The sequence below is a fragment of the Methylobacter luteus IMV-B-3098 genome (genome assembly GCF_000427625.1).
Classification (GTDB): Bacteria; Pseudomonadota; Gammaproteobacteria; order Methylococcales; family Methylomonadaceae; genus Methylobacter; species Methylobacter luteus.
This window is the reverse complement of the sequence record NZ_KE386569.1, coordinates 65,468-90,333: the sequence shown is the minus strand read 5'-3', so window position 1 is coordinate 90,333 and position 24,866 is coordinate 65,468. Positions and strand designations below refer to the sequence as shown.

The following is a 24,866-nucleotide window of genomic DNA, read 5'->3' as shown; positions in this document are numbered from 1 at the left end:
CCAACTTAGCCATTTGCCCACGCTGGACCCAAGAAAATTTCCGCCAGATTCCTTATAATGCGCATGTAAGTGCGATTCTCGCCCAACTATTTAACTACTTTGCTAACAGATACACAGGAATAACAATGACAAAAGAAATCATCCAGACCGATAAAGCGCCTCAGGCCATCGGCACCTATTCGCAAGCGGTTAAAGTCGGCAACACCGTTTATCTTTCAGGCCAGATTCCATTGGTTCCGGCCACGATGACCATCATCGACGGCGACATCTCGGCGCAGATCACACAGGTATTCGAAAACCTGAAAGCGGTGGCCGAAGCGGCCGGCGGCGATCTGTCCGATATCGTCAAACTGAACGTGTTTTTAACCGATCTGTCCCACTTCCCTATCGTCAATGAGATCATGGGCCGCTATTTTCAGGCGCCTTATCCGGCACGCGCCGCGATCGGCGTGGCTGCATTGCCTAAAGATGCCGGCGTGGAAATGGATGGTATCATGCAGCTGAAAGCGTAACCCATCCAGCCAAAGCTTATCCTTTAAACCTGCCAATGAAGAACCCGGATTATCTGCATCAATCGGTCGCTTCATTGGCGGGCATAGGCGGCCAAACTGCGCAGCGCCTGGAAAAACTCGGCATCCGCACGATCCAGGACCTGATTTTTCACCTGCCGCACCGCTATGAAGACCGCACGCGCGTCTATCCTGTCGGCTCGTTGATGCCGGGCATGACCGTGCTGATCTGCGGCCGGGTTGAATTCACGGACATTCTGCCCCGAGGCCGTAAAAGCCTGATCTGCCGCATCAGCGACGGCACCGGATTCATCAGCCTGAAATTCTTTCATTTCAGCGCCAGCCAGCACAATGCGCTGCAGCCGGGCACGCTGATCAGCTGTTTCGCGGAAGTGCGCCACGGCTTTGCCGGGTTCGAAATGGTTCACCCCGAGTATAAAATCATCTCAAGCCCGGACAGCTGCGTGACTGAAACCTGCCTGACGCCCGTTTATCCGCTGACCGAAGGCCTCAGGCAGGCGACGTTAAGAAAAGCCATCAAACAGGCCCTGTCTATCTGCGTCCAGGAAAACCGGCTGTTGCCGGACTGGATCCCCGAGTCGATCTTAAAGCGCTACCATTACCCTTCCCTGCTGGAGGCCATACGAACCCTGCATGCACCGGATGAGTCGATCTCGATGACGGCCCTGCAGAACGGCAGCGTACCAGCATTGAAACGGCTGGCCTTCGAAGAACTGCTGGCTCATCACCTGAGTCTCAGGCAATCGAGAAATAAAATCAAGGTCTGGCAAGCGCCCCGGCTTCCTGGCAATCCGGTCATCAGTGAACATTTCATCCGCGTCCTGCCTTTCAGCCTGACCCGTGCGCAACAGCGCGTCATGGCCGAAATAGAGGCCGATTGCTGCCAGAGCCATCCGATGATGCGACTGGTTCAGGGCGATGTCGGCTCCGGCAAGACCGTCGTGGCCGCCTATGCGGCCTTGCTGGCGCTGTCGGCAGGCTTTCAGGTTGCGATCATGGCGCCGACCGAATTGCTGGCCGAACAGCACTTTCGCAGCTTCAGCAACTGGTTCGAGAATTTCCAGACGCAAGTGGTGTTTCTGACCGGTCAACTGAAAGGCAGCTCAAGAAAAGACACCTTGCAAGCCCTGACCGACGGCAGCGCCGGCGTCATCATCGGCACACATGCGCTGTTCCAGGAAAGCGTCAACTTTCACCGGCTGGGCCTGATTATTATCGATGAGCAGCACCGCTTCGGCGTGCACCAGCGGCTGGCGCTCAGGGAAAAAGGTCAGCAGACAGGGCTACGTCCGCATCAGTTGGTCATGACCGCGACCCCGATTCCACGCACGCTGGCCATGCTGCAATATTCGGATCTCGACATCTCGATCATCGACGAACTGCCGCCGGGCAGGAAACCGATCGTCACGAGCGTCATCCCCGCCGAGCGGCGCGACGACGTCATCGCGCGCATCGGCAATTGGGTCGCCCGGAAAAGACAGGCCTACTGGGTCTGCACGCTGATCGAGGAATCGGAAGTGTTGCAGTGCGAGGCAGCCGAGAAAACCGCCGAACGACTGACCCAGGCTTTGCCGAGTGTGCGCATTGGTCTGGTTCACGGACGCATGAAAGCAGCCGAAAAGGAGGCCGTTATGCAGGCCTTCAAGCAGCATCGGCTCGATCTGCTGGTTGCGACTACCGTCATCGAGGTCGGTGTCGACGTGCCCAATGCCGGCCTGATGATTATTGAAAACCCGGAAAGGCTGGGCCTGTCCCAGCTGCATCAGTTGCGCGGCCGCGTCGGTCGCGGCGAAGGTGATAGTTTCTGCCTGCTCATGTATCAGTCGCCTCTATCCGATACGGCCCGCCAGCGGCTCGGCATTTTAAGGGACAGCAATGACGGTTTCGTGATCGCCGAGAAAGACCTGCAACTGCGCGGTCCGGGTGAGGTCATGGGCACGCGGCAAACAGGAGCCATGCATTTTAAAATTGCCGATTTATCCCGCGATTCGGACTTACTGGATAATATCCAGCAGATCGCTGACACTTTTTTCAATGAATCCCCCGAAGCCGTACAGCCATTGATCGATCGCTGGCTGGGCGATGCAACAGACTACGCAGAGGTTTAGACCCGTTGGCCAACAAAAGCTTTTTATTCACGCAAGAACCCGGCTGGTTCGAGAACCGCCCGGGCACCCGCCATTGCCTTCCCGAAGACGTTCAGTCCTGGACTTATGAGACAGGCTCATTGACACAGCGCCTGCGCGATTATCACGGTGATGCCGTCGCCGTCAAAGTGCTTCAGCAACAATGGCGCACGCCGTTTTTAAGCGAGCGCAGGCTACTGAAATTACCCGAAAACCGCTACAGCCTGATTCGTGAAGTGCTGCTGCATGCCGACGGCAAGCCGCTGATCCTGGCCAGAACCATCATCCCGGCCCGAACCCTCAAAGTCGCCAAGCGCAGTTTGGCGCACCTGGGTAGCCGCCCGCTGGGCGAAGTGATTTTTTCCTACCCCAAGCTTGCGCGCCTGGAAATGGACGTGGCCCTGACCAGCCCGGCCATCTGGACCCGGGCAGCGATTGCCGAAGCGGGTATTACCGGACCGGTATGGGGCAGAAGAACCGTCTATGCCATTCGGCGCCGGCAGATGCTGGTCAGTGAGTTCTTTCTGCCGGCCGCGCTAGCGGTTTTGTAGTCGCGCCGTATAAAGCCACACATCAATCGAACTTTACGGCCGCTTAATGGCACTGGGATGGCGAATCAGCATCGAAAAGCCGTTCTTGTTTTTATTGAGCCAGCCGCGAACTTCGACATTCCGCCCCAAATAGCTGTTCATGTCCGGAAACAGCGACAACCACTTGCGCTCAATGCGCGCTTCAAACCGGTTGGAAAACTCCAGATAACTGTATTTCCGGCTGTTGCGGATATTAGAAACCTTGCCCACCAGCCGCGTCCATCCCGCATATCCCTGACCGGCAAGACTACTGACCGGCATGGCTGCATATTCAGCACGTTGCCAAATACCCAGTCCGGCCTGCTCGACCTGATCCTGGGCTTTGACCAACGTTTCGGCATGCAACAGATTGGGTGGATAAATACTGACGGCTGCAAGCCCTGCCGCGACCAGCTGCAGATTGATATGCTCATTGTCCTCGGTGAACAGATGCGCCAGAGTTCTCTTATATTTATCAGTTTTCTCGATATCGGTTTCCAGACGGACTTTGTCGTACTGTAGCTTATTGGTCAGCCAGAGTTTCGCCTCATCACCTCCGGCCTGGGCGTCTTCATTTCTGTGCCGGACTTCCGGCGTATTGATACCTAATAGCCGAACCTTACGACCATCCTCCAGCAGTACCGTATCGCCGTCGAATACTTTTTTAACGCGGTAAAAGGAATAACCCGGCTTGATATCGATGACTTTCGCATCAGGAAATGACCGGTCAGAGAAATGCTGGTTGCCACGGCCGTCCTGCCATTGATAGATTTCAGCGCCTGCCCAGGACGGCCACGCCAGCAGTAAAATCAGTAAAAACTTCATGAACCTGCCTGTATTATAATGATTGAAAATAATCTGTGTCCCAACCTGACAACCTCTACCGCCTTATGCTCACGATCATCCAACGCGTCACCACCGCCAAAGTCACCGTCAATAACGAAATCATAGGCCAAATCGGCAAAGGCATCATGGCGCTAGTCGCCGTTGAAAGAGATGACAGTGAAAAAGAAGCGCAACGGCTGCTGGAGCGCATACTTAACTATCGCATTTTTGCCGACGACAATGATCGCATGAATTTGAGTCTGCGCGATATCGACGGCGGCCTGTTGCTGGTCCCGCAATTCACCCTGGCCGCCGATACCAACAGCGGAAATCGCCCCAGCTTCACTCCGGCCGCATCGCCGGAAAAGGGGCAGCAGCTGTTCGGCTATCTGCAACAGATAGCCAGCGCGACTTACCCGCATGTCGAATTCGGCCAATTCGGCGCTGACATGCAGGTTGCGCTGATCAATGACGGGCCGGTGACGTTCACCTTAAGAACGACAAGCTAACCACGATAACTGAGCTTGGCTGCTAGCAAGCGGGGATAATTGAACTATATTGACTTTTTTATAATAACTGATGTTACGCACGGATCGTTTTTTATGTCATTTTCCGCGCCAAGCACAGCAGCTCTTAAGCCTATCCTGCCAAATGTTCGCACTGCATGCGTCTCGGCGAAATCCGACTGCAGGCCAAAGCCCTGCTCTGCCCAGACAGCACGCTAAGCTCCCGCTACCAATCATCCGTTTTGTCGTCCTCATAAGGCTGAGATTTAACATTTTTGGGAATTTTCGGCATTTTTGCCGTTCTGAGTAAGATCAACGCGCCGCCTAAAACAAAAAGCAGAGCGATGATGAATAATATTATCCACATAGAACACTCCTGAATTGACAGATAATCAGCCCGATACCAGCGACGGCTCAGGCGCGCCGCCCGTGCAATAACTTTAACCGATCGGCCGGGCACGAAGCTATATCCCTTAATCGACGCAAATTACGATAGAATATAGTCAATCAAGACCATTTATATAAATTTCATGAAACAAGTTGAACTGCTTTCTCCCGCCGGAACCCTGAAAAACATGCGCTATGCCTTTGCATTCGGTGCCGATGCCGTCTATGCCGGACAGCCTCGCTACAGCCTCAGAGTACGCAATAATGATTTTCTTGAAGACAATCTGGCCAAAGGTATCAGTGAGGCGCATGCGCTGGGTAAAAAATTTTTCCTGGCCACGAATGTGATTCCTCACAATGCCAAAATCAAAACCTTTCTGACCGATATTGCACCCATTATCGCCATGAAACCGGATGCCTTGATCATGGCCGATCCGGGGCTGATCATGATGGTGCGCGAAACCTGGCCCGACATGCCTGTCCATCTGTCCGTGCAGGCTAACACCGTCAATTATGCCACGGTAAAATTCTGGCAGACCATGGGTGTTGAGCGCATCATTCTGTCACGCGAACTGTCTTTGGATGAGATCGAGGAAATCCGCCAGCGCTGCCCCGACATGGAACTGGAAGTGTTTGTGCACGGCGCGCTGTGTATCGCCTATTCCGGCCGTTGCCTGTTGTCGGGTTATTTCAACCACCGCGATCCGAACCAGGGCACCTGCACGAATTCCTGCCGCTGGAAATACGACACGCTGCCCGCGCATGAAAATGCCGAAGGCGACTACGTGCTCGATGGCGGAGCCCTGTCCATGGCTGACATCAGCACGGCCAGTTGCGGCGGCGCGGATCGGCATCCATTGGCGGACAAGGTTTATTTCCTCGAAGAGGAAGGCCGCAAGGGCGAACTGCTGCCGGTCATGGAGGACGAAAACGGCACTTACATCATGAATTCGAAAGACCTGCGCGCCATCGAGCACGTGCAGCGTCTGGTTGAGATCGGCGTGGACAGCCTTAAAATCGAAGGCCGCACCAAGTCGCATTACTATGTTGCACGTACGGCGCAGACCTACCGCCAGGCCATTGACGATGCCCTGGCGGGTCGAGCCTTCCGGCCCGAACTGATCGGCGTGCTGGAAAACCTGGCCAACCGGGGCTATACGGACGGCTTTTATCAGCGCCATCATACGCATGAATACCAGAACTATATCACCGGGTATTCAAAAAGCCATCAGCAGCAGTTTTGCGGTGAAATCAGAAGTTATGACAAGGAAACTGGCTTGGCCGTGATCGATGTCAAAAACAAATTTGCGGTCGGCGATAAAATCGAAGTGATTCTGCCGGAAGGCAACCGGGACATTACCGTGGAACGCATGCTGGACATGTATGGCCGCGATATGCAGGAAGCACCGGGCGGGGGTTATGAAGTCAAGATACCGATGCCTGAAACCACCAGTAACCACGGCCTGATCGCGCGTTACTTCGCTTGATCAATTAATCACAGGTGGCCAAACCGGTCGCCCTATACCCTGGATTTTGACTATGAATTTCACGACTGCCGATCTTTGCGATGCCCATTCGGAAGAAGAACATTTCCAGATTGCCGAGCCCCTGTTCAAATCCTATGGCGCCAACCCGGCTTTCTATGGCCGGATCACCACGCTGAAAGTTTTCGAAGATAATGTGCTGGTCAGGCGAACGCTGGAAGAGAAAGTCGAAGACCGGGTCTTGGTCATCGACGGCGGCGGCTCGCACCGCTGCGCCCTACTGGGCAGCAATCTGGCCAGGCTGGCCGTCGACAACGGCTGGCAGGGCATCGTCATTTATGGCTGCCTGCGCGATTCCGCCATTATTGACCAGCTCCCTATCGGCATACGCGCGCTGCATACGCATCCATTGAAAAGCCATAAGAGAGGCATTGGGGATCGCGATATGCTCGTCACTTTTGCCGGGGTCAACTTCAAAAAAGATCATTTTTTATACGCCGATACCGATGGAATTATCGTGTCGGATACAATGTTGAGTTAGAATAAAATCAAATTAACCAAGTAAAGAAGTCAAGATATGCAAATTGTACTCGCTAACCCACGCGGATTCTGTGCCGGTGTAGACCGGGCCATCGAAATTGTTGACCAGGCCCTGGAAACGTTCGGAGCGCCAATCTACGTCCGCCACGAAGTGGTTCACAACCGTACTGTAGTTGAAGGCCTTAAACAAAAAGGCGCTATTTTCATTGAAGATTTATCCGACGTGCCGGTCGGCTCCTACCTGATTTTCAGCGCCCACGGCGTATCCAAGCAAGTACAACAAGAAGCCGAAGAGCGTAATTTAACCGTTTTCGATGCCACTTGTCCGCTGGTCACGAAAGTACATTTGCAGGTCGCCAAACACGCCAAATCCGATCGCGAAGTCATCCTGATCGGCCATGCCGGCCACCCGGAAGTGGAAGGCACAATGGGACAATATGAAAAATGCACCGAAAACGGAGGCATTTACCTGGTTGAAACGCCGGAAGATGTTAAAAATTTGAAAGTCAATAATCCGGATAACCTGGCTTACGTCACGCAGACAACCTTGTCGATGACCGACACCAAGATCATGGTCGACGCCTTGAGAGCGCGTTTCTCCGGCATTCAGGAGCAGAAAAAAGACGACATCTGTTACGCGACCCAGAACCGCCAGGATGCGGTCTATGAACTGGCCAAAACTTCCGACATTATCCTCGTCGTCGGCTCGCCCAACAGCTCCAACTCCAACCGCCTGCGCGAGATCGCCGAACAGCTCGGCAAACCGGCCTATCTGATCGATACAGCGAAAGACATGAAACAGGACTGGTTCAACGGCGTTAATGTAGTCGGCGTCACGGCTGGCGCCTCGGCACCGGAAGTCCTGGTTCAGGAAGTCATCAATCAGCTCAAGCAATGGGGCGGTGAATCAACTACCGAGATCCAAGGCATAGAAGAAAAAGTCGTGTTCTCTTTGCCCAAGGAATTAAAAAAACACATGAACTGACCGTGCATTCCGGGTGACCGTTCCGGCGGTCACCCAAAGGCATTTCCCTTCTGACTGCCCAAGTCATTGTTTTCACGAGCAGAATGCTCAAACTGCAAAAAAGACTGGCAACGCAATATTATTTATTGCTAATATGTTTTTTCATTTTTTTCAGGAGACAACCATGACCTTAACCCCAATGGATCTTGTTGCCCAAGCCAAGCAACATATCACTGAAATAAACATTGATGATGCCAAAAACGAACTCGGGAAGAGCATGATTCTGGACGTCAGGGAACCGGCCGAATACACGGCAGGCCACCTGCCCGAAGCTGTCAATATTCCACGCGGGGTACTGGAATTCAAAATAGGCTCGCACCCCGATTTTCAGGATAAGCAGGGTGAGAAAATTATCGTTTACTGCCAGACCGGCGGCCGCTCGGCATTGGCGGCTGAAGCGTTGAACAAGATCGGATACAACAATGCTGTCAGCATGGCCGGCGGATTCAAAGCCTGGTCAGACAACGGCAATGAAGTGAAAGTGTGACAGAACTCGAATCTGTACGTCTGGACAAATGGCTATGGGCTGCGCGTTTTTTTAAAACGCGCAAGCTGGCCTCTGATGCCGTTTCCGGCGGCAAGGTCCATCTGAACGACCAACGCACAAAACCCAGCAAGGAAATCAAACCCGGCGCAAAGCTTTCCATCAGCAAAGATCACTACACCTGGGACATTACCGTCATCGCGATCAGCGAGCAGCGCCGTCCGGCCAAAGAAGCAGTCCTGCTCTATGAGGAAGCCGCCGAAAGCCAGGAAAAACGCCAGCAGCAAATGATTCAGCAGCGTGAACAGCGGGAATTATTCGGCCTGAACAATAGGGATCACAAACCGAACAAGAAAGAAAGGCGCCTGATTCATCGCTTTAAGCAAGGGTGACTACAAACAGGTTGGCGGCTTAGGCAAGCCGGCCAGTTTGCAGGCGTATTTTAACGGTCCTTCGGGAAACAGCTTATGCAAATACCGGCTGTTGCCTTTTTCCTCGCCCAATGCCTTGGCAACGGCTTTGGTGAATACCCGCGCGTTCGGCAAGTGCTTGAACTGCCGATAGTAATCGCGGATAAACAGGATGATTTCCCAGTGGCGCTCATCCAGCTCAATATTATCTGATTCCGCCAATCGCCTTGCGACCTCTTCATTCCAGTCAGCAGCATTGACCAGAAAGCCCTGATCGGTGACATCCAAAGACCGGCCCTGAACGGTCAAGACCATGACTGAATCACGTGATTGTTGACAGCCAGCTCGACCAGCCCGGCATAATCAATGATGTCAATGCCTTCGACCAGTTCATCAGCGGCAATGCCGCGCACAGCCACATCCTCCGACAAGACACACAGGCGGTTCGTGCCGAGCAGCTGCGTCAATGAGGCGCTCAGCAGACCATCCCGAAGAATCCGCAATACCGCGTTTTCAAGAAACACCACGACATCGCCGGCCTCAATGCGTTCCAGAACGGCTGTCTCTATCGGTGACTGAAAAACAAGGTGCAACACGTTAATGGTTATCCGTTAATTTAAGCCCGATAATGCCGGCAATGACCAGCGTAATGGACAGCAATCGGTACAGGTCGGTCGATTCCTTGAATAGAAAAATGCCGATTATCGCCACGCCTACTGCGCCCATGCCTGTCCAGACCGCATAAGCGGTTCCAAGCGGCAGGGTTTTAATGGCCAGCATCAGCAGATAAAAACTGCAGCCCCCCGATATCATGGTGATGATACTGGGCCAGAGCTTGGTAAAGCCTTCGTTATATTTAAGGCTTAAAGCAAACACAATTTCTGCGAGACCCGCAGAAAACAACAGCAACCACGCCAACGCACACCTCTTAATTCATGCATAAAAAATATCGCCTATTTTACAATAGGCGACTCAATAGCATGAGGAATTTTAATAGTACCCATGATTACCAGACATTAACGGGCAAAAACCGGTCAGCCTGAGATTAATAATATCTTCCATAACCGTGCCTGTCATAATAGCCATAATGATCATTGCGCTTCAGATCGGAAATCCGCTCGGAAACATGATTCAATCCGTTGTTTAAAATGCGGCGTTCGGGCCTGGTCAGCATGCCATCGCTTTTAAATCGGCTCTCGACCCTGGCGATTTTTTGCTGCTGTTTTCTGAGAGCGAGTACTTCTCTGGGCGAAAGTTGCCCGCGATGAATGCCTTTCTCGATTTGCCGCCGCTGATTCTGCTGACGAACGTCAATCCAGTCGCCCTGTCTGTCATAATGATGATAATCAGGTGAGTAGTGGCCTCTGAAATCAGCCTGCACAAAAGATGTAAAAAACAAACCTGCAATTAAACCGATAACTCTTAAACTTTTCATGGCAAACCTCCATCGTTAGGGTTGACTGTAGATTAAGAAGCACGGCATGAATGCAAACTGAACGCTGCAAGAAGTGATAAAATCCCCACATGACCATTATTCTCCCATCCGCTCAGCGCAAAATATATACGGTTACACAGCTCAACAGGGAAACCAGCCAATTACTTGGCGATCATTTTCTGACCGTTCTGGTCGAAGGCGAAATATCCAACTTAAGCACGCCCTCCTCCGGCCATCTTTATTTTTCATTGAAAGATACCAATGCACAGGTCCGTTGCGCCCTGTTCAAAAACCAGCAGCGCAAGTTCGGATTCAAACCCGAAAACGGCAAGCAAGTCATTGTCAAGGCGCAAGTCAGCCTTTATGAACCCAGAGGCGATTACCAGCTTATCGTCGAACAGATCGAAGAAGCCGGCGACGGCGCCTTACGCCGGGCTTTTGATGCCTTAAAGCTCAAACTGCTGACGGAAGGTCTGTTCGATAGCGCCAATAAGAAAAATCTGCCCGTCCTGCCGAAAACCATCGGCGTTATCACCTCGCCGTCGGGTGCTGCCATCCGGGACATTCTGACCGTTCTGCGCAGGCGTTTCGCGGCTGTGCCGGTCATGATCTATCCGGCAGCCGTGCAGGGAGACAATGCCAAACATGAGATCGCCAAAGCCATAGCCACAGCCAACAGGCAAGCCCTGTGCGATGTGATTATTCTTGGCCGGGGCGGCGGTTCACTCGAAGATTTATGGGCTTTCAATGAGGAAATCGTGGCGCGCGCCATTTTTGCCAGCGACATCCCGATCATTACCGGCATAGGCCATGAGACTGACTTTACCATTGCCGACTTCGTCGCCGACCTGCGCGCGCCGACGCCCTCAGCCGCGGCGGAACATGCCGTGCCCGATCAACAAGCCTGGCTGGCGCAATTCGTTTATCTGGAATCGCGGTTGCATCAACTACTGCAGCGAAAGCTAAACCAGACCCAGCAGACATTGGACTGGCTCAGCAGACGACTGCAACAGCAGCACCCGGGGCAGAAACTGGCAAGAAACATGCAGCGCATGGATGAACTGGAATCAAGGCTTCATCAAGCCATGCATGCCAGGCTGCGCCAGCATGCCAGCCTGCTGGAAGCCAGAACGGCCAAATTGTGGCAACACAGCCCCATCATTACGATAAACAGCCATACACAGCGGCAACACTACCTCAACAAACGCTTGACCAGCGCCATGCGATATCGTCTGGAACAACTGGACCAACGTTTATTGAACGCCAGTCAGACCCTGAACGCCGTCAGCCCCCTGGCAACGCTGAACCGAGGCTATGCCATGGCCATCCATTTGCCGTCCGGCCAAATTATCAGGTCCACCGACCAGCTCAAAGCAGGCGATTTGATCCGGACTCGCCTCGCCCAGGGCCAATTCACGAGTCAAATCAAAACCATTGATTAGAATATCCTGATCATTCTGATACGAATCATTTTATTTTTGTTGCGATAAAGCCAAAACACCTATAAAGTTGCGCGATTTTATCGCGTGTCGGGTCCAAACAGACCCAAAATCTTATTGGGTTGTTGATACTATTATGAGAATACTGATTCTTGGCGCCGGCATGACCGGTGCTTCGGTCGCCGAGGCACTGGCGAGCGAAGAAAACGATATTGTTGTCATCGATTATAAAACCCATCTGCTGGATGCCTTGAAGGAACGCTTCGATATCGCCACGGTCGTTGGCAATGCCGCCCACCCCAGCGTTCTGGAACAAGCTGGCGTATATAATACCGATATGGTCATTGCCGTAACCGACCGCGATGAAACCAATATGCTGGCCTGCACGATCATCAACAAGCTCTATAGCCGCCCGAAAACGATCGCCCGCATCCGCGCCATCGATTACCTGCAAAATCCCAAACTGTTCGCTCCCGGAGGCATTCCTGTCGATATCGTGATCAGCCCGGAGCAAATCGTCATGGAATCGATACGCAACCTGATTGAACTGCCGGGCGTCTTGCAGATTACCGATTTCGCCGACGGACTGGTGCGGCTGTTTTCGTTGAAAGTGGGCCCGGACGGCTTTTTAACCGGCAAAAAAATCAAGGAACTGAAAGGTCGCCTGTCAGGCGGCAAAATTCGTATAGCGGCTATTTTCAGGCAAGGACGACCTTTGGTCGCGAATGGCGAGGCCTTTATCGCCACCGGTGACGAGGTGTTCATCGTGGCCCCGCGCAAGGAAGTGCAGCAAGTATTGAAAGACCTGCGGAAACTGGAAGCTCCGTTAAAACGCATTATCATTGCCGGCGGCGGACATATCGGTAAGCGTCTGGCGCTGGCCCTGGAAAAAAACCATCAGGTCAAAATCATCGAACGGAATCCGGAACGCGCCCAAAAAATCGCCAATGATCTTAATCGCACCGTGGTACTGCAGGGCGATTGCACCGATGAATCCCTCCTGCTCGATGAGTCCATCGATAAAACCGACCTGTTTTGTGCGGTTACCGACCATGACGGCGAAAACATTATCTCGGCTTCGCTGGCGAAACAGTTGGGCGTTCGCAAGGCAATATGCCTGCTCAACAACCGATCTTACACAAAGTTACTGCCCGGCACCGGCATCGACGTGGCTGTCCAGCCCAACGTTGAAACGTTGGGCAGCATCCTGAAATACGTCAGACGCGGCGATGTGGCGCGCGTCAGTTCCTTATGCGGCGGCACCGCCGAAGCAATCGAGGCCGTCGCACACAAAGGCAATGGCGAGAACTCGGTAGTAGGGCTGCAAGTGGACGCCATTCAGTGGCCGGAAGGCATCGTACTGGGTGCTTTGATCCGCGACCGGCAGGTTATTTCCATACATCATGACACAGTCTTCGAGGAAGGCGATCATGTCGTGATGTTTGCACTGGATAAAAAACTAGTCACTTATATTGAGCAGAAATTTCAACCCCTCAGTAAATAACCCTTTCGGCGATGCTCTATAAAGTCGTTTGGCCTAAGCCCGTGTTGTCATCGCTACATGACTAAATTGTCGTATTTCGAATATATACGTCATTTATCGCAGTTGTGCTTTTAAACCATTACACAATTCCAGCATTTTCATGAATGTCATTTTTACTATTATCCATATTTTTGGCCTGGTCACGATAGGCTTTAGCGCCTTGATGGCTACCTGCCTGATGACATCATTGATCAGCCATGACGGCGCCACGATCGCTTTTTTTGAAGGCACAGGGATTACTTTGCTGCTGGGCGCTTTAATGTTTTTTCCAAGTCTACGCACATCTAAAAAAGTATCCAGGCAAACAAGTTTTCTTTTGGTGTCTATGACGTGGTCGCTGATTCCGGCGTTTTGCACGCTGCCATTCATGATCTATATGCCGGAAATCAGTTTTATCGATGCGTATTTCGAGACAGTCTCCGGCCTGACCACTACCGGCGCATCGACACTGAGCGGACTGGATCATTTACCGATGTCGCTCAACCTCTGGCGCCATGAACTGAATTGGATCGGTGGCATGGGCATCATCATTTTGGCGGTAGCCATCCTGCCTATCCTCGGTATCGGCGGCATGCAGTTATATAAGGCCGAAGCGCCAGGCGCAGTCAAGGAGTCCGAGTTGCCTCCGCGCATAGCGCAAACGGCAAAAGCCCTGTGGCTGGTCTACGCAGGCTATACTGTAATCTGCATCATCGCATTGAAACTGGCCGGAATGACCTGGTTTGATGCAGTCTGCCATGCGTTTTCCGCTATGAGTTTAGGCGGATTTTCAACGCATGACAGCAGCATCGGCTTTTTTAACTCGCCTGCTATTGAAATGGTATTAACTGCATTTCAATTACTGGCAGCCATTAATTTCGCGACCCACTTCATTGCAATCCGAAAACAGACCCTGAAACCTTATGCCAAGGATATGGAAGCGAGAAGCTTCCTGATATTGATGTTTGTCAGCTGTATTGCAGCAACTACAGCCTTATGGTACCAGGGTACGTATCCGGATTATTTAACCGCATTACGTCACGCTTCATTCAACCTGGTCACTATCGCCACCTCCAGCGGCTATTCCAGCCAGGATTTCAACCAGTGGCCTATTTTCGTGTCAATGCTGATGTTATTCCTGAGCTGTATTTCCGCATCTTCCGGCTCTACCGGCGGCGGCATACGCATGATCCGCACAATTATTCTGGTGAAACAATCACGCCTGGAGCTCTACAAATTTATCCATCCTTTTTCAATTAAGCCTTTGAAAATAGGCAACAATATTATCAATCACAATATTGTTGCGTCCGTGACCGGGTTTATTTTTCTGTACTTTATCAGTATCGTTATCATGGTTTTCACGCTGCTGCTGAGCGGCATGGACTTCCTCAGCGCATTCACAGCCATTATTGCCAGCTTTAACAACACGGGCCCCGGCCTCAATCAAGTCGGTCCTGCGACTAATTACGCCAGCCTGACCGATTTCCAGACCGGTGTTTGCATCATTGCCATGCTGCTGGGACGCGTGCAGATCTTTTCGATGATTATCTTGTTTGTGCCTGAGTTCTGGAAAAAATAAGGCGATGATTACCTTTGTCTTTAGACTACGGTTTAGTAAAGGACCATTGCTGTAATACTTTATAAAAAACACCTTCCGGCACACTGCACGATTCCATCAGACAAAATGATTCGGCATGCCAGGTAATGGGTGTGAAATCCTGTTCGATGGCCCGAGCTTGTCTGGCCAGGGTAATATGCGGCGTATACGGCCTCGTATCGGTTTGCACACCGCAGTCCGCCGCCGCTTTATCCAGCGCTTCCGCCAACGCCACCACCTCCTGCCCGAATTGCTGACAGGTCAGGCATAAAATCCTGGGCCTGCTCCAGTAACTCAACCGGTCAAACGTCAATGTAAAAGGTTCGATGGAAATGCCTGCAACGCTTTTCCTGATCGCAGCTTCAGTCGCTTCATCAACATTGCCTAAAAAAACCAGCGTCGCATGCAGATTTTGTGCGGGCACCCACCTTACCCCCTTAGCGTCGATGGTTTTCTGTAACCGCATGAGTTCTTGTCTGGTTTCATCGTCCGGCCATAATGCAAAAAATAGCTTTTTCATGAGCGAACCCTCTCAATGCTGAAAAATTCCTTGTATAAATATTCAGCGCATCAGTCAAGCAAAGTTCAAATTAATGAATTTCATGACCCTTAAAACGAAAAAAGCCGCAGCCCGCTCTAAGCGGGCTGCGGCTTTTGCTTTCGATAAATGCCTCAGCTTACAGCTTAGCCAATACGGCTGCGACCGTTTCACCCATCGAAGACGGCGTCGGACAAATCGTAACGCCCAGCTCTTTCAGCATCGCGACTTTCTCTGCCGCGCTTTCGCCCGCCGATGAAATAATCGCGCCGGCATGTCCCATGCGACGGCCTTCGGGCGCCGTTAAACCGGCGATATAAGCCACGACCGGCTTGCTCATGTTTTGCTTGGCGAAGATGCCGGCTTCCACTTCTTGCGGACCGCCGATCTCGCCGATCATGACCACGACCTTGGTTTCCGAATCCTGTTCGAATTTCTCCAGGATATCGCGGTGCGAGCTGCCGTTGATGGGATCGCCGCCGATACCGACCGAAGTGGAAACACCGATGCCCAAACGTTTCATCTGGTCAGCGGCTTCATAGCCCAAGGTGCCTGAACGCCCGACGATACCGACATTGCCCTTCATATAGATGTGTCCCGGCATAATGCCGAGCATGGCGCGTCCGGGACTGATCGTACCGGCGCAGTTAGGGCCGGTCAGCACCATTCTTTTCTCTTTGGGGAATCGGCGCAGAAAGTTTTTCACTTTCATCATGTCCTGTGTAGGAATACCATCGGTGATCGCTACGCAGTATTTGATGCCCGCATCGGCCGCTTCCATGATCGAGTCGGCCGCGTAAGCAGGAGGAACAAAAATGATACTGGCTTCGGCGCCGACTTTCTGCACGGATTCCTTGACCGTATTAAAGACGGGCAGCCCCAGATGCGTCTGCCCCCCCTTGCCCGGCGTGATGCCGCCGACAACATTGGAACCGTAATTAATCATGTCCTGGGCATGAAAAGTACCGATTTTGCCGGTAAAGCCCTGAACAATAATGCGTGTGTTTTCGTTAATTAAAATAGCCATTTATAGTTTCCCCTTAGCCAGCTTTTGCGACAGCTTCATTACGCGCTTGAACGGCTTTTTCAGCAGCTTCTGCCAATGTTTCTGCCGTAATGATAGGCAAACCACTTTCAGCAATAATTCTACGTCCCTCTTCCACGTTCGTGCCGGACAAACGTACGATCAACGGAATTTTCATATCGATTTTCTTGACCGCTTCGACCACGCCTTCAGCGATCCAGTCACAGCGGTTGATGCCGGCGAAGATGTTGACCAGCATCGCTTTGACGTTTTCATCGGCCAATACCAGGCGGAAGGCTTTTTCGGTACGCTCGGCTGAAGCGCCACCGCCAACATCGAGGAAGTTGGCAGGCTCACCGCCGGCCAGTTTGATCATGTCCATCGTCGCCATGGCCAGACCGGCGCCGTTAATCATGCAACCGATATCGCCGTCCAGGCCGACATAGCTCAAACCGCGGTCTGCCGCAGCCATCTCGCGCGCATCTTCCTGGGTCTTATCGCGCAGCTCGGCTACTTTCGGCTGACGGAACAAGGCATTGTCGTCAAAGCCCATTTTCGCATCCAGGGCAATCAGCTCGCCGCTGCCGGTAACAACCAGCGGGTTAATTTCCAGCATGTTGGCATCCAGATCGCGCAGCGCACGGTAGCAGCCTTTAATTGTCTTGACGGCATGGCTCAGCATGGCCGCATCCATGCCCAAGGCGAAGGCCATTTCACGCGCCTGAAAATCCTGCAGACCTACCGCCGGCTCAATGTAGATTTTAGTAATCGCTTCAGGATTGGTTTCAGCCAGTTCCTCGATTTCCATACCACCCTGCGCCGAGCCGACCATGACGATACGCTCGGAACTGCGGTCCACCAAAAAGCAGAAATAAAGCTCTTTCGCGATATCGGTTCCGGCTTCAACATACAGTCTTGAGCAGACTTTACCGGCCGGTCCTGTTTGATGCGTGACCAGTCTCTTGCCCAGCAGCGCTTCCGCGGCCGCCTCAACTTCTCTGTCTGTTTTGCAGATTTTAATGCCGCCGGCTTTACCACGAGCTCCCGAATGAATCTGTGCCTTTACAGCCCAGACATTGCCGCCGATTTCCCTGGAGCGTTGCACCGCTTCTTCCGGGCTGTAAGCCATTCCACCTTCAGCGATTTTAACTCCGTAACCGCTTAAAATTTCTTTCGCTTGATACTCATGAATATCCACAGCATCTCTCTCTAAATTAATATTTTAAAAATTATCAGCAATAGGCCTGTTTGATAAGTGTGGCCCCGTCTCTGTTGTTATTTATTATCTGGTTTTAGCAGCAATGGCTTCAGCAGCTCTCACGACATTGTTCGCCATTCTTTCCGATGCCGCGTCGATCAAGCGGCCATCGAGCGCCGCCGCGCCTTTGCCCTGTGCCGCCGCTTCCTTCAAAGCGGCTAGTATGCGTTGTGCTTTCTCGACTTCAGCCGCAGGCGGTGTAAACACTTCATTGGCCAATTCCACCTGAGACGGATGAATCGCCCATTTACCCTCGCAGCCGAGCGCTGCCGCGCGTCTTGCGGCCATTTTATAACCTTCGGGATCTTTAATGTCGCCAAATGGTCCGTCAATAGGGCGCAGGCCGAATGCACGACAAGCGACAGTCATGCGGCTGATTGCGGCATGCCACTGATCGCCCGGATAATCGGGGTTCAGGCCGCCGATGTTGGTGGTTCTGGCGCGGTTGCTGGCCGCATAGTCGGCCACGCCAAAATGCAGGGCCTCCAGGCGACCGGAAGCGCCACTGCGCGCGATATCTTCAACATTGGCCATGCCCAGCGCCGTTTCGATCAGCGCCTCAATGCCGATTTTATTTTTTAGTCCCTGCTGCATTTCCAGCTGATTGAGCATCGCCTCAACCATATAGACATCGCCATAAACGCCGACTTTCGGAATCAGGATGGTGTCAATTTTGCTACCGGCCTGCTCGACCAGATCAACCACATCGCGCACCATATATTGAGTATCGAGACCGTTGATACGTACTGAAAGGGTAACCCCATGACCTTTCCAATCCAGATCGTTGATCGCTTCGATGACATTTTTACGTGCTTGCAACTTATCATCGGGAGCAACCGCATCTTCAAGATCAAGAAAGATGAAATCCACGCCGCTCTTCATCGCTTTTTCGAACATACCGGGGTTTGAGCCCGGAACAGCTAGTTCACAGCGTTGAACCCGTTGAACTGACGCTTCATATAATGTGTGACTCATTGATACCTTCCAATTTTATAATTAAACTAGGGACCCTGTTTTCAGTGCTTGCACGGCCTTCTCCGGCTTAAGCCGGACATAAATTAACCGACCATTTTACTTTCAGAGTCGTCAAAGTCAATTTTTAAAGCGCATGTTACCAATCAGTTCTTGCCGATTTATAGCGGCTATGTCATTATTGGGCGTTTTTTTGAGCTTTTATCTAATGCTCAACCTTGTTTTAATTTGATATTCTACTAATTATTTTTAAAGAGGCGATACAATGGCTGGTCGTAACCACCTATATATTCCTGGCCCTACCAACGTGCCAAGTGAAGTTCTGAATGCTATGCATGTCAACATGGAAGATCATCGCTCACCTATCTTCCCCAAGCTGCTGAAGCCTCTTTTACAGGACCTTAAAAAAGTATTTAAAACAGAAACCGGGCAGGCATTTATTTTCCCCGCCACCGGTACTGCAGGCTGGGAAATTGCCTTAACCAATACCTTAAACCCGGGCGATAAGGTATTGATCTATCGTTTCGGCCAATTTAGCCACTTATGGGCTGAAATGGCAAAACGCCTGGGCTTCAATGTTGAAATTCACCAGGAAACCTGGGGCAAAGGCATTCCTCTGGACAAATTGGAAGCCCGTTTAAAAGAAGATACAAAACACGAAATCAAAGCTGTTTTGGCGACCCACAATGAAACGGCAACTGGCGTTACCAGCGATATCGGCGGCGTGCGCAAAGCCATGGACGCGGCCAACCACCCTGCCCTGTTATTCGTTGACGGCGTCAGCTCGATTGCCAGCCTGGATTTCCGTATGGATGAATGGGGTGTTGACGGCGCTATCAGTGGCTCGCAAAAAGGCTTTATGCTGCCGGCCGGCGGCGCATTTTTGGCTTTCAGCCAGAAGGCATTGCACGCAACTGAAGCATCCACCTATCCGCGTTGCTTCCTGGATTTAAGAGACCAGATGACGGCGAATAAAGACGGCTATACACCGTATACGCCTGCACTGCCTATCCTCTACGGCCTGCGCAAGTCGCTGGACTTGTTATTGGAAGAAGGGCTGGAAAATGTTTACGCCCGCCACTATCGCCTGGCCGAAGGCACGCGTAACGCCGTTGCCGCATGGGGATTGAAGTTATGCGCACAACCCGGTTTTGAGTCGGATACGGTATCCGCGATTGTTGTACCTGAAGACAAAGATGCTCGTGATGTAATCAGCACAGCATTCAATAAGTACAATATCTCATTGGGTGCGGGTCTGTCAGAAGTCGCTGGCAAGGTTTTCCGTATTGGTCATGTCGGCGACATGAATGACGTGTCCATGCTGGGCGCGATCGCCGGCGTTGAAATGGCGATGCTGGATAACGGCTTCGATATCAAGCCTGGCTCAGGCGTTGCTGCCGCGATTGAATATTACCGGTCCACGGCAAAATAACGCGACTGCATAATCAGCATAGAAACCCAAACAAAGGCATCCCGTTATTAACGGTGATGCCTTTGTGCTTTATAGCGTTACTTTTTTCAAATCCCAAAATACAAGTTTCTTACTTGGAGGATATTAATGAGCAAACCTAAAGTCTTCGTCACGCGCAAGTGGCCCGAATCCGTTGAAGCCAAACTGAAAGAGCTTTATGACGTTACTTTAAATGAATACGACCGCCCGCTGTCTGCCGCTCATTTCAAAGACGCGCTGCAAAGCTACGATGCCGTATGCCCGACCGTTTGCGACTCATTCCCGGCGGATGTCATTAATGTCCCGAACAAGCGCTGCAAGATCCTGGGCAACTTCGGTGTCGGTTTCAATCATATCGACATCCATGCCGCCAAGGAACAGGGCCTGGTTGTCACCAATACACCCGGCGTATTAACCGAAAGCACCGCCGATATCGCCATGACCCTGTTACTGATGTCGGCGCGGCGCGGCGCCGAAGGCGACCGTTTGGTTCGCGCCAGACAATGGACCGGCTGGTGCCCGACTCATATGATGAGTTCCGATGTCACGGACGCCACATTAGGCCTGATCGGTTTTGGCCGCATTGCTCAGGCCATGGCGCGAAAAGCCCATCATGGTTTCAATATGAAAATCTTTTATTTCAGTCCCCGTGCCGCAGATCAGCAAGTCGTTAATGAGCTCGATGCGACGCGCTGTGATTCAATTGAAGAGCTTATGCAGGTCTCCGACTTCGTTTCGCTGCACTGTCCGGGAGGCGCCGAAACGCGGCATTTAATCAATGAAGAGCGGCTTAACCAAATGAAACCGACGGCTCATTTGATCAACACTGCGCGCGGCGATGTCGTCGACAGCAAAGCGTTAATCAAAGCCCTGAGAGAAAAAAGAATCGCTGGCGCCGGCCTGGATGTTTATGAAGGCGAGCCCAACATTGACGAAGGTTTTCTAACATTGGACAACGTATCGCTATTGCCTCACTTAGGCAGCGCCACTATTGCTACGCGTACGGCCATGGGAGAAAAAGTACTGAAAAATCTGGCGGCCTTTTTTGCTGGACAGGAACCACCCGATCGGGTCGTTTAATTAAAGAAAGGGCGGTTAAACCGCCCTTTTTTGTTTTTACTGAAAAAGATTTTCAAAGTAAATGCCTGATAGAATCCCTTTCCTCTTTTAATTCGGCCTCCGTAGCCCGCATTCTTTGCATACTGAACTCGTTGATATCAAGCCCTTTGACTATATTGATCTGGCCATCAACGACCGTGACAGGGTAGGAATAAACCAAGCCCGGCTCGATGCCGTAACTGCCATCCGATGGCACCGACATACTGACCCAATCGCCTTCCTTGGTGCCCAAGGCCCAGTTGCCCATCTGATTGATCGCGGCATTGGCCGCCGATGCGGCACTGGACTGTCCGCCTCTGGCTTTTATGATCGCCGCCCCGCGTTGTTGAACGGTAGGTATAAATTCTTTTACAAACCAGTTATGATCAACCAGCGACAAGGCTTCCTGACCTTTGACCCTGGCATGATGCAGATCAGGATACTGGGTAGTGGAATGATTGCCCCAGATAGTCATGTTTTTTACATCGGATGGCAATACGCCGCACTTTTCAGCCAATTGACTTATTGCCCGGTTATGGTCCAGCCGACTCATGGCGGAAAAATTCTCCGGCTTTAAATCCGGCGCATTATTTAAAGCGATCAAGGCATTGGTGTTGGCTGGATTGCCTGTTATCAGTATTTTTATATTCCGGTTGGCCACTTCATTCAAGGCCTTGCCTTGAATCGCGAAAATCTCCGCATTGACCTCCAGCAAGTCTTTACGCTCCATGCCGGGCCCGCGCGGACGCGCACCAATCAAAAAAGCGTAATCGACGTCCCTGAACGCCACTTTAGGATCGGCCGTGACTTCAATGCGATGCAGCAGCGGATAAGCGCAATCCTTCAATTCCATGACCACGCCCTGTAAAGCATCCATAGCCGGCGGAATTTCCAGCAAATGCAGAACGATCGGTTGCTCAGAACCAAGCAGTGAACCCGCCGCCAAGCGAAATAGCAATGAATAACTGATTTGCCCTGCCGCACCTGTAACCGCGATATGAACGGGTGTTTTCATCTGTTTTCCTAGTTTCTATAATGTTTTTCAGAACTTATGGTTAAGTTCCAAATGATCGGAAATCATATAACATCCAACTCTTTTATATTCCCGACACCACATATCTATTTAATACCCAACTATCCATACTACATAACTACAGCACAATTTAAATAAATAATAACGAAAAGCCCACGTTCCACGCAACCTAATAAGCCCTCACCCCTCAAAACATGTCAAATAATGAGCACTACCTCTCAATGCCGCATAAAGTAATGCTTAAATGGAGCACTAAAGGGTTTATCGAGTATAATGCCGCGATTTACGAATCGTATTTCTGGGTAATTTTCTAAACCACTCTCAGGTAAGTTAATGAAAAAACTGCTATTCCAATTCGATACAGACGCTCACCCCTCCGTTTTCGATACTGTTGTAGGCTATGATGGCGGTGCGGATCATGTGGTCGGGTACGGAGGACTGACACCGGACAACATCACTTCCCTAGTGGAAGGCACTATTTTCACGCGCGCACCTAAGGAAAAGAAAAACACAGCCATTTTCGTCGGTGGCAGCGACATGGTCGCAGGCCAGGAGCTCTTTACGGCCGTACAAAAGCATTTCTTCCCCGGCTTCCAGGTCTCTATCATGCTGGACAGCAACGGCAGCAACACCACCGCGGCCGCAGGCGTGGCCAAACTGGCTACCAGCGGCACCATAGCCGGTAAAAAAGCCGTGATACTGGCCGGCACAGGCCCGGTAGGCCAGCGCGCGGCCGTCATGCTGGCACAGGAAGGCGCCGAAGTCTCGCTGACGTCCCGCACGATGGAGCGCGCCGTACAAGCCTGCAATGCCATGAAAGCACGCTTCGGGGTTGACTTGATCCCTGTTGAAGCGACTGATAACGAGGCCAGAGCCAAAGCCATCGAATACGCGAACATCGTTTTTGCGACCGGCAAGGCGGGCGTCGAACTGCTCACAGCCGACCAATGGCAAAACAACAGCCATATCGAAATGATGGCCGACGCCAATGCAACGCCCCCGATCGGCATCGGCGGCACAGATATGATGGACAAAGGCATCGAACGCCACGGCAAAATCATCTGGGGAGCTATCGGCTTTGGCACGTTGAAGCTGGCTTTACACCGTGCCTGCATAGCCAAACTGTTTGAAGATAACAGACAGGTTTTTGATGCCGAAAACATCTTTGCTCTCGCTATGGAAATGGCTTGATCGCCTGACAGAAGTTGATATGAGCAATTCCGCCAATCCCGCCTCAATCGATGCCATCAGAAAAAATGCACTCAACATTTTTCAAGCCGGCATTGAGGCCTCCAACCCTTATAAAGCCGTTAAACGCTGCCTTACTGCTGGCGATCATCATATCGAAATCCGGTTAAATTTAAATGACAGCAATCAGAAACTCCTGGGCAGGTGGTCAAAAGTTCATATGATTGCCTTCGGAAAGGCAGCCTGCGCCATGGCCAGGGCCGCCCAGGAAATCATCCCGGCGCATCTGCTGGCAGGCCGGGGCATTGCCGTGACTAACTATGAAAATGCAACCGCCATCGATAACTTCGAGGTCATCGGCGCATCGCATCCGCTGCCCGATGCGGCCGGGCTTAAAGGCGCTCGATTGATTGCCGATCAGGTGCGCGGCGCACAAAAGGATGAGCTCGTGCTGGTGCTGGTCAGCGGCGGCGGCTCGGCACTGATCCCCTACCCGGTGCCTTCAATTAGGTTGGAGGAGAAAATTGCCACGACGGATCTGTTACTGGCCTGCGGCGCCAACATCAATCAGATCAACTGCGTACGCAAGCATTTATCGCTAATCAAGGGCGGCGGCCTGGCTAAAATGGCGGTACCGGCCGATCTGCATGCACTGATTTTATCCGATGTTTTGGGAGACGATTTAAGCGCCATCGCCAGCGGGCCTACCGTGCCTGACGATACCACATTCGCCGATGCCATCGATGTTTTCAAATCCAAAGGCGTCTGGGACAAAGTACCCGCCAATGTCCGGCATCATCTGGAACAAGGGCTGCAAGGCAACGTATCCGAAACGCCTAAATCGGGCGACAAAGCGTTTAAGCATAGCACTCACACGCTGATCGGCAGTAATGCCATCAGCGTCGGCGCGATCATAAAAGCATCCGAAGACCTCGGTTACGAAGCAACACTCTATAACGATCACCTGTGCGGCGAAGCCAGAGACGAAGCTGAAAAGCTGGTCCTCCATGCCAAGCGGCTCATCGATAACGGCATCACAAAACCGGTTGCCTTGTTGGCAGGCGGTGAAACGACAGTCACCCTGAAAGGCACCGGACGCGGCGGCCGCAACCAGGAGATGGCGCTGGCCTTCGCTTGTGCCGCCGAGAAACACGGCTTAACCGGCAACTGGACCTTTTTAAGCGGCGGCACCGACGGACGGGACGGACCGACCGATGCAGCCGGAGGCCTGGTTGACCCGGACACGATCCAGCGCATGCGGCAGACCGGCATTGATCCGCAAACGCTGCTGAATAACAATGACGCCTACAGCGCCTTAAAAAACGCCGGAGACTTACTTGATACGGGCGCAACCGGGACCAATGTTGCCGACCTGCAGGTATTGCTGATCCATCCACAATCTTGAATACAAAAACTCTATATCGGGA

The 24,866-nt window shown here is 52.0% G+C and carries 26 protein-coding genes; 16 read left to right on the top strand and 10 right to left on the bottom strand.

The features are described 5' to 3' along the window. Positions 1–125 precede the first annotated feature (125 nt). From METLU_RS0102360 to METLU_RS24325, 3 genes are read left to right on the top strand one after another with little or no spacing between them, the layout of a single operon-like run. A complete protein-coding gene (locus METLU_RS0102360; RefSeq protein WP_027156823.1) occupies positions 126–512 on the top strand; it encodes a RidA family protein in 387 nt (128 codons plus the stop codon). A 35-nt stretch (positions 513–547) separates the two neighbouring features. Next, on the top strand, positions 548–2,638 hold the full coding sequence (gene recG / locus METLU_RS0102355; RefSeq protein WP_027156822.1) for an ATP-dependent DNA helicase RecG: 2,091 nt from the start codon (positions 548–550) through the stop codon (positions 2,636–2,638). 5 nt (positions 2,639–2,643) lie between these two features. After that, positions 2,644–3,207 carry a chorismate--pyruvate lyase family protein gene (locus tag METLU_RS24325; RefSeq protein ID WP_027156821.1) on the top strand — a complete coding sequence of 188 codons (564 nt, stop codon included), beginning with the start codon at positions 2,644–2,646 and terminating at the stop codon, positions 3,205–3,207. 33 nt (positions 3,208–3,240) lie between these two features. Here the strand turns inward: METLU_RS24325 and METLU_RS0102345 are convergent, their stop codons facing one another. Next, positions 3,241–4,050 carry a thermonuclease family protein gene (locus tag METLU_RS0102345; protein WP_036242795.1) on the bottom strand — a complete coding sequence of 270 codons (810 nt, stop codon included), beginning with the start codon at positions 4,048–4,050 and terminating at the stop codon, positions 3,241–3,243. Positions 4,051–4,115: 65 nt separating this feature from the next. On the opposite strand from METLU_RS0102345, the gene dtd reads away from it, so the two are divergent. The 6 genes from dtd (at position 4,116) to METLU_RS0102310 (ending at position 8,867) form a co-directional block, all read left to right on the top strand. Beyond that, the gene (gene dtd / locus METLU_RS0102340) at positions 4,116–4,559 is read left to right on the top strand and encodes a D-aminoacyl-tRNA deacylase (RefSeq protein WP_027156819.1); all 444 of its coding nucleotides are present in this window, start codon (positions 4,116–4,118) and stop codon (positions 4,557–4,559) included. Positions 4,560–5,086: 527 nt separating this feature from the next. Next, positions 5,087–6,430, top strand: a complete 1,344-nt coding sequence (gene trhP, locus METLU_RS0102330; RefSeq protein ID WP_027156818.1) for a prephenate-dependent tRNA uridine(34) hydroxylase TrhP — start codon at positions 5,087–5,089, stop codon at positions 6,428–6,430. A gap of 52 nt (positions 6,431–6,482) precedes the next feature. Further along, complete coding sequence (gene rraA, locus METLU_RS0102325) at positions 6,483–6,968, top strand: ribonuclease E activity regulator RraA (RefSeq protein ID WP_027156817.1); 486 nt, start codon at positions 6,483–6,485, stop codon at positions 6,966–6,968. A gap of 36 nt (positions 6,969–7,004) precedes the next feature. Further along, on the top strand, positions 7,005–7,952 hold the full coding sequence (ispH, locus tag METLU_RS0102320) for a 4-hydroxy-3-methylbut-2-enyl diphosphate reductase (RefSeq protein ID WP_027156816.1): 948 nt from the start codon (positions 7,005–7,007) through the stop codon (positions 7,950–7,952). Between the two features lie 163 nt (positions 7,953–8,115). Beyond that, positions 8,116–8,478: a rhodanese-like domain-containing protein gene (locus METLU_RS0102315; RefSeq protein ID WP_027156815.1), complete on the top strand. Its 363-nt coding sequence runs from the start codon at positions 8,116–8,118 to the stop codon at positions 8,476–8,478. Further along, positions 8,475–8,867 (top strand): RNA-binding S4 domain-containing protein, encoded by a 393-nt coding sequence (locus tag METLU_RS0102310; protein ID WP_027156814.1) that lies wholly within the window; start codon positions 8,475–8,477, stop codon positions 8,865–8,867. The genes METLU_RS0102315 and METLU_RS0102310 overlap by 4 nt, the downstream gene beginning before the upstream one ends. Here METLU_RS0102310 and METLU_RS0102305 read toward each other — a convergent pair whose 3' ends face one another. The 4 genes from METLU_RS0102305 to METLU_RS0102290 form a co-directional block, all read right to left on the bottom strand. After that, a complete protein-coding gene (locus METLU_RS0102305; RefSeq protein WP_027156813.1) occupies positions 8,868–9,200 on the bottom strand; it encodes a TusE/DsrC/DsvC family sulfur relay protein in 333 nt (110 codons plus the stop codon). Then, entirely contained in the window at positions 9,191–9,481 is a 291-nt protein-coding gene (tusB, locus tag METLU_RS0102300) for a sulfurtransferase complex subunit TusB (protein ID WP_027156812.1), read from the bottom strand. The genes METLU_RS0102305 and tusB overlap by 10 nt, the downstream gene beginning before the upstream one ends. Before the next feature lies 1 nt (position 9,482). Continuing rightward, a complete protein-coding gene (locus METLU_RS0102295) occupies positions 9,483–9,803 on the bottom strand; it encodes a DMT family transporter (RefSeq protein WP_027156811.1) in 321 nt (106 codons plus the stop codon). A gap of 127 nt (positions 9,804–9,930) precedes the next feature. Beyond that, positions 9,931–10,320, bottom strand: coding sequence for a hypothetical protein (locus METLU_RS0102290; protein ID WP_027156810.1), 390 nt, complete (start codon positions 10,318–10,320; stop codon positions 9,931–9,933). A gap of 89 nt (positions 10,321–10,409) precedes the next feature. On the opposite strand from METLU_RS0102290, the gene xseA reads away from it, so the two are divergent. The 3 genes from xseA to METLU_RS0102275 all read left to right on the top strand — a co-directional run bounded on the left by xseA (position 10,410) and on the right by METLU_RS0102275 (position 14,860). Further along, entirely contained in the window at positions 10,410–11,762 is a 1,353-nt protein-coding gene (gene xseA / locus METLU_RS0102285; RefSeq protein WP_027156809.1) for an exodeoxyribonuclease VII large subunit, read from the top strand. Positions 11,763–11,895: 133 nt separating this feature from the next. After that, the gene (gene trkA, locus METLU_RS0102280; protein ID WP_027156808.1) at positions 11,896–13,263 is read left to right on the top strand and encodes a Trk system potassium transporter TrkA; all 1,368 of its coding nucleotides are present in this window, start codon (positions 11,896–11,898) and stop codon (positions 13,261–13,263) included. Positions 13,264–13,402: 139 nt separating this feature from the next. Beyond that, the gene (locus METLU_RS0102275; RefSeq protein WP_027156807.1) at positions 13,403–14,860 is read left to right on the top strand and encodes a TrkH family potassium uptake protein; all 1,458 of its coding nucleotides are present in this window, start codon (positions 13,403–13,405) and stop codon (positions 14,858–14,860) included. A gap of 25 nt (positions 14,861–14,885) precedes the next feature. Here METLU_RS0102275 and thpR read toward each other — a convergent pair whose 3' ends face one another. The 4 genes from thpR to METLU_RS0102255 form a co-directional block, all read right to left on the bottom strand. Continuing rightward, positions 14,886–15,398: an RNA 2',3'-cyclic phosphodiesterase gene (gene thpR / locus METLU_RS0102270; protein ID WP_027156806.1), complete on the bottom strand. Its 513-nt coding sequence runs from the start codon at positions 15,396–15,398 to the stop codon at positions 14,886–14,888. A gap of 157 nt (positions 15,399–15,555) precedes the next feature. Then, complete coding sequence (sucD, locus tag METLU_RS0102265) at positions 15,556–16,443, bottom strand: succinate--CoA ligase subunit alpha (RefSeq protein WP_027156805.1); 888 nt, start codon at positions 16,441–16,443, stop codon at positions 15,556–15,558. Positions 16,444–16,456: 13 nt separating this feature from the next. Next, on the bottom strand, positions 16,457–17,638 hold the full coding sequence (locus METLU_RS0102260) for a malate--CoA ligase subunit beta (RefSeq protein WP_027156804.1): 1,182 nt from the start codon (positions 17,636–17,638) through the stop codon (positions 16,457–16,459). 84 nt (positions 17,639–17,722) lie between these two features. Beyond that, entirely contained in the window at positions 17,723–18,673 is a 951-nt protein-coding gene (locus tag METLU_RS0102255; protein ID WP_027156803.1) for an HpcH/HpaI aldolase/citrate lyase family protein, read from the bottom strand. Positions 18,674–18,935: 262 nt separating this feature from the next. Between METLU_RS0102255 and METLU_RS0102250 the strand changes: the two genes are divergently transcribed. Together METLU_RS0102250 and METLU_RS0102245 are read left to right on the top strand one after the other, a co-directional pair. Then, positions 18,936–20,102, top strand: coding sequence for an aminotransferase class V-fold PLP-dependent enzyme (locus METLU_RS0102250; RefSeq protein WP_027156802.1), 1,167 nt, complete (start codon positions 18,936–18,938; stop codon positions 20,100–20,102). A gap of 126 nt (positions 20,103–20,228) precedes the next feature. After that, the gene (locus tag METLU_RS0102245; RefSeq protein WP_027156801.1) at positions 20,229–21,200 is read left to right on the top strand and encodes a 2-hydroxyacid dehydrogenase; all 972 of its coding nucleotides are present in this window, start codon (positions 20,229–20,231) and stop codon (positions 21,198–21,200) included. Positions 21,201–21,252: 52 nt separating this feature from the next. Here the strand turns inward: METLU_RS0102245 and METLU_RS0102240 are convergent, their stop codons facing one another. Continuing rightward, the gene (locus METLU_RS0102240) at positions 21,253–22,233 is read right to left on the bottom strand and encodes a malate dehydrogenase (protein ID WP_027156800.1); all 981 of its coding nucleotides are present in this window, start codon (positions 22,231–22,233) and stop codon (positions 21,253–21,255) included. Between the two features lie 351 nt (positions 22,234–22,584). On the opposite strand from METLU_RS0102240, the gene METLU_RS0102235 reads away from it, so the two are divergent. Together METLU_RS0102235 and METLU_RS0102230 are read left to right on the top strand one after the other, a co-directional pair. Continuing rightward, positions 22,585–23,442, top strand: a complete 858-nt coding sequence (locus METLU_RS0102235) for an NADP-dependent methylenetetrahydromethanopterin/methylenetetrahydrofolate dehydrogenase (protein ID WP_027156799.1) — start codon at positions 22,585–22,587, stop codon at positions 23,440–23,442. Between the two features lie 19 nt (positions 23,443–23,461). Next, positions 23,462–24,844 carry a glycerate kinase type-2 family protein gene (locus METLU_RS0102230; RefSeq protein WP_027156798.1) on the top strand — a complete coding sequence of 461 codons (1,383 nt, stop codon included), beginning with the start codon at positions 23,462–23,464 and terminating at the stop codon, positions 24,842–24,844. Positions 24,845–24,866: the final 22 nt, after the last annotated feature.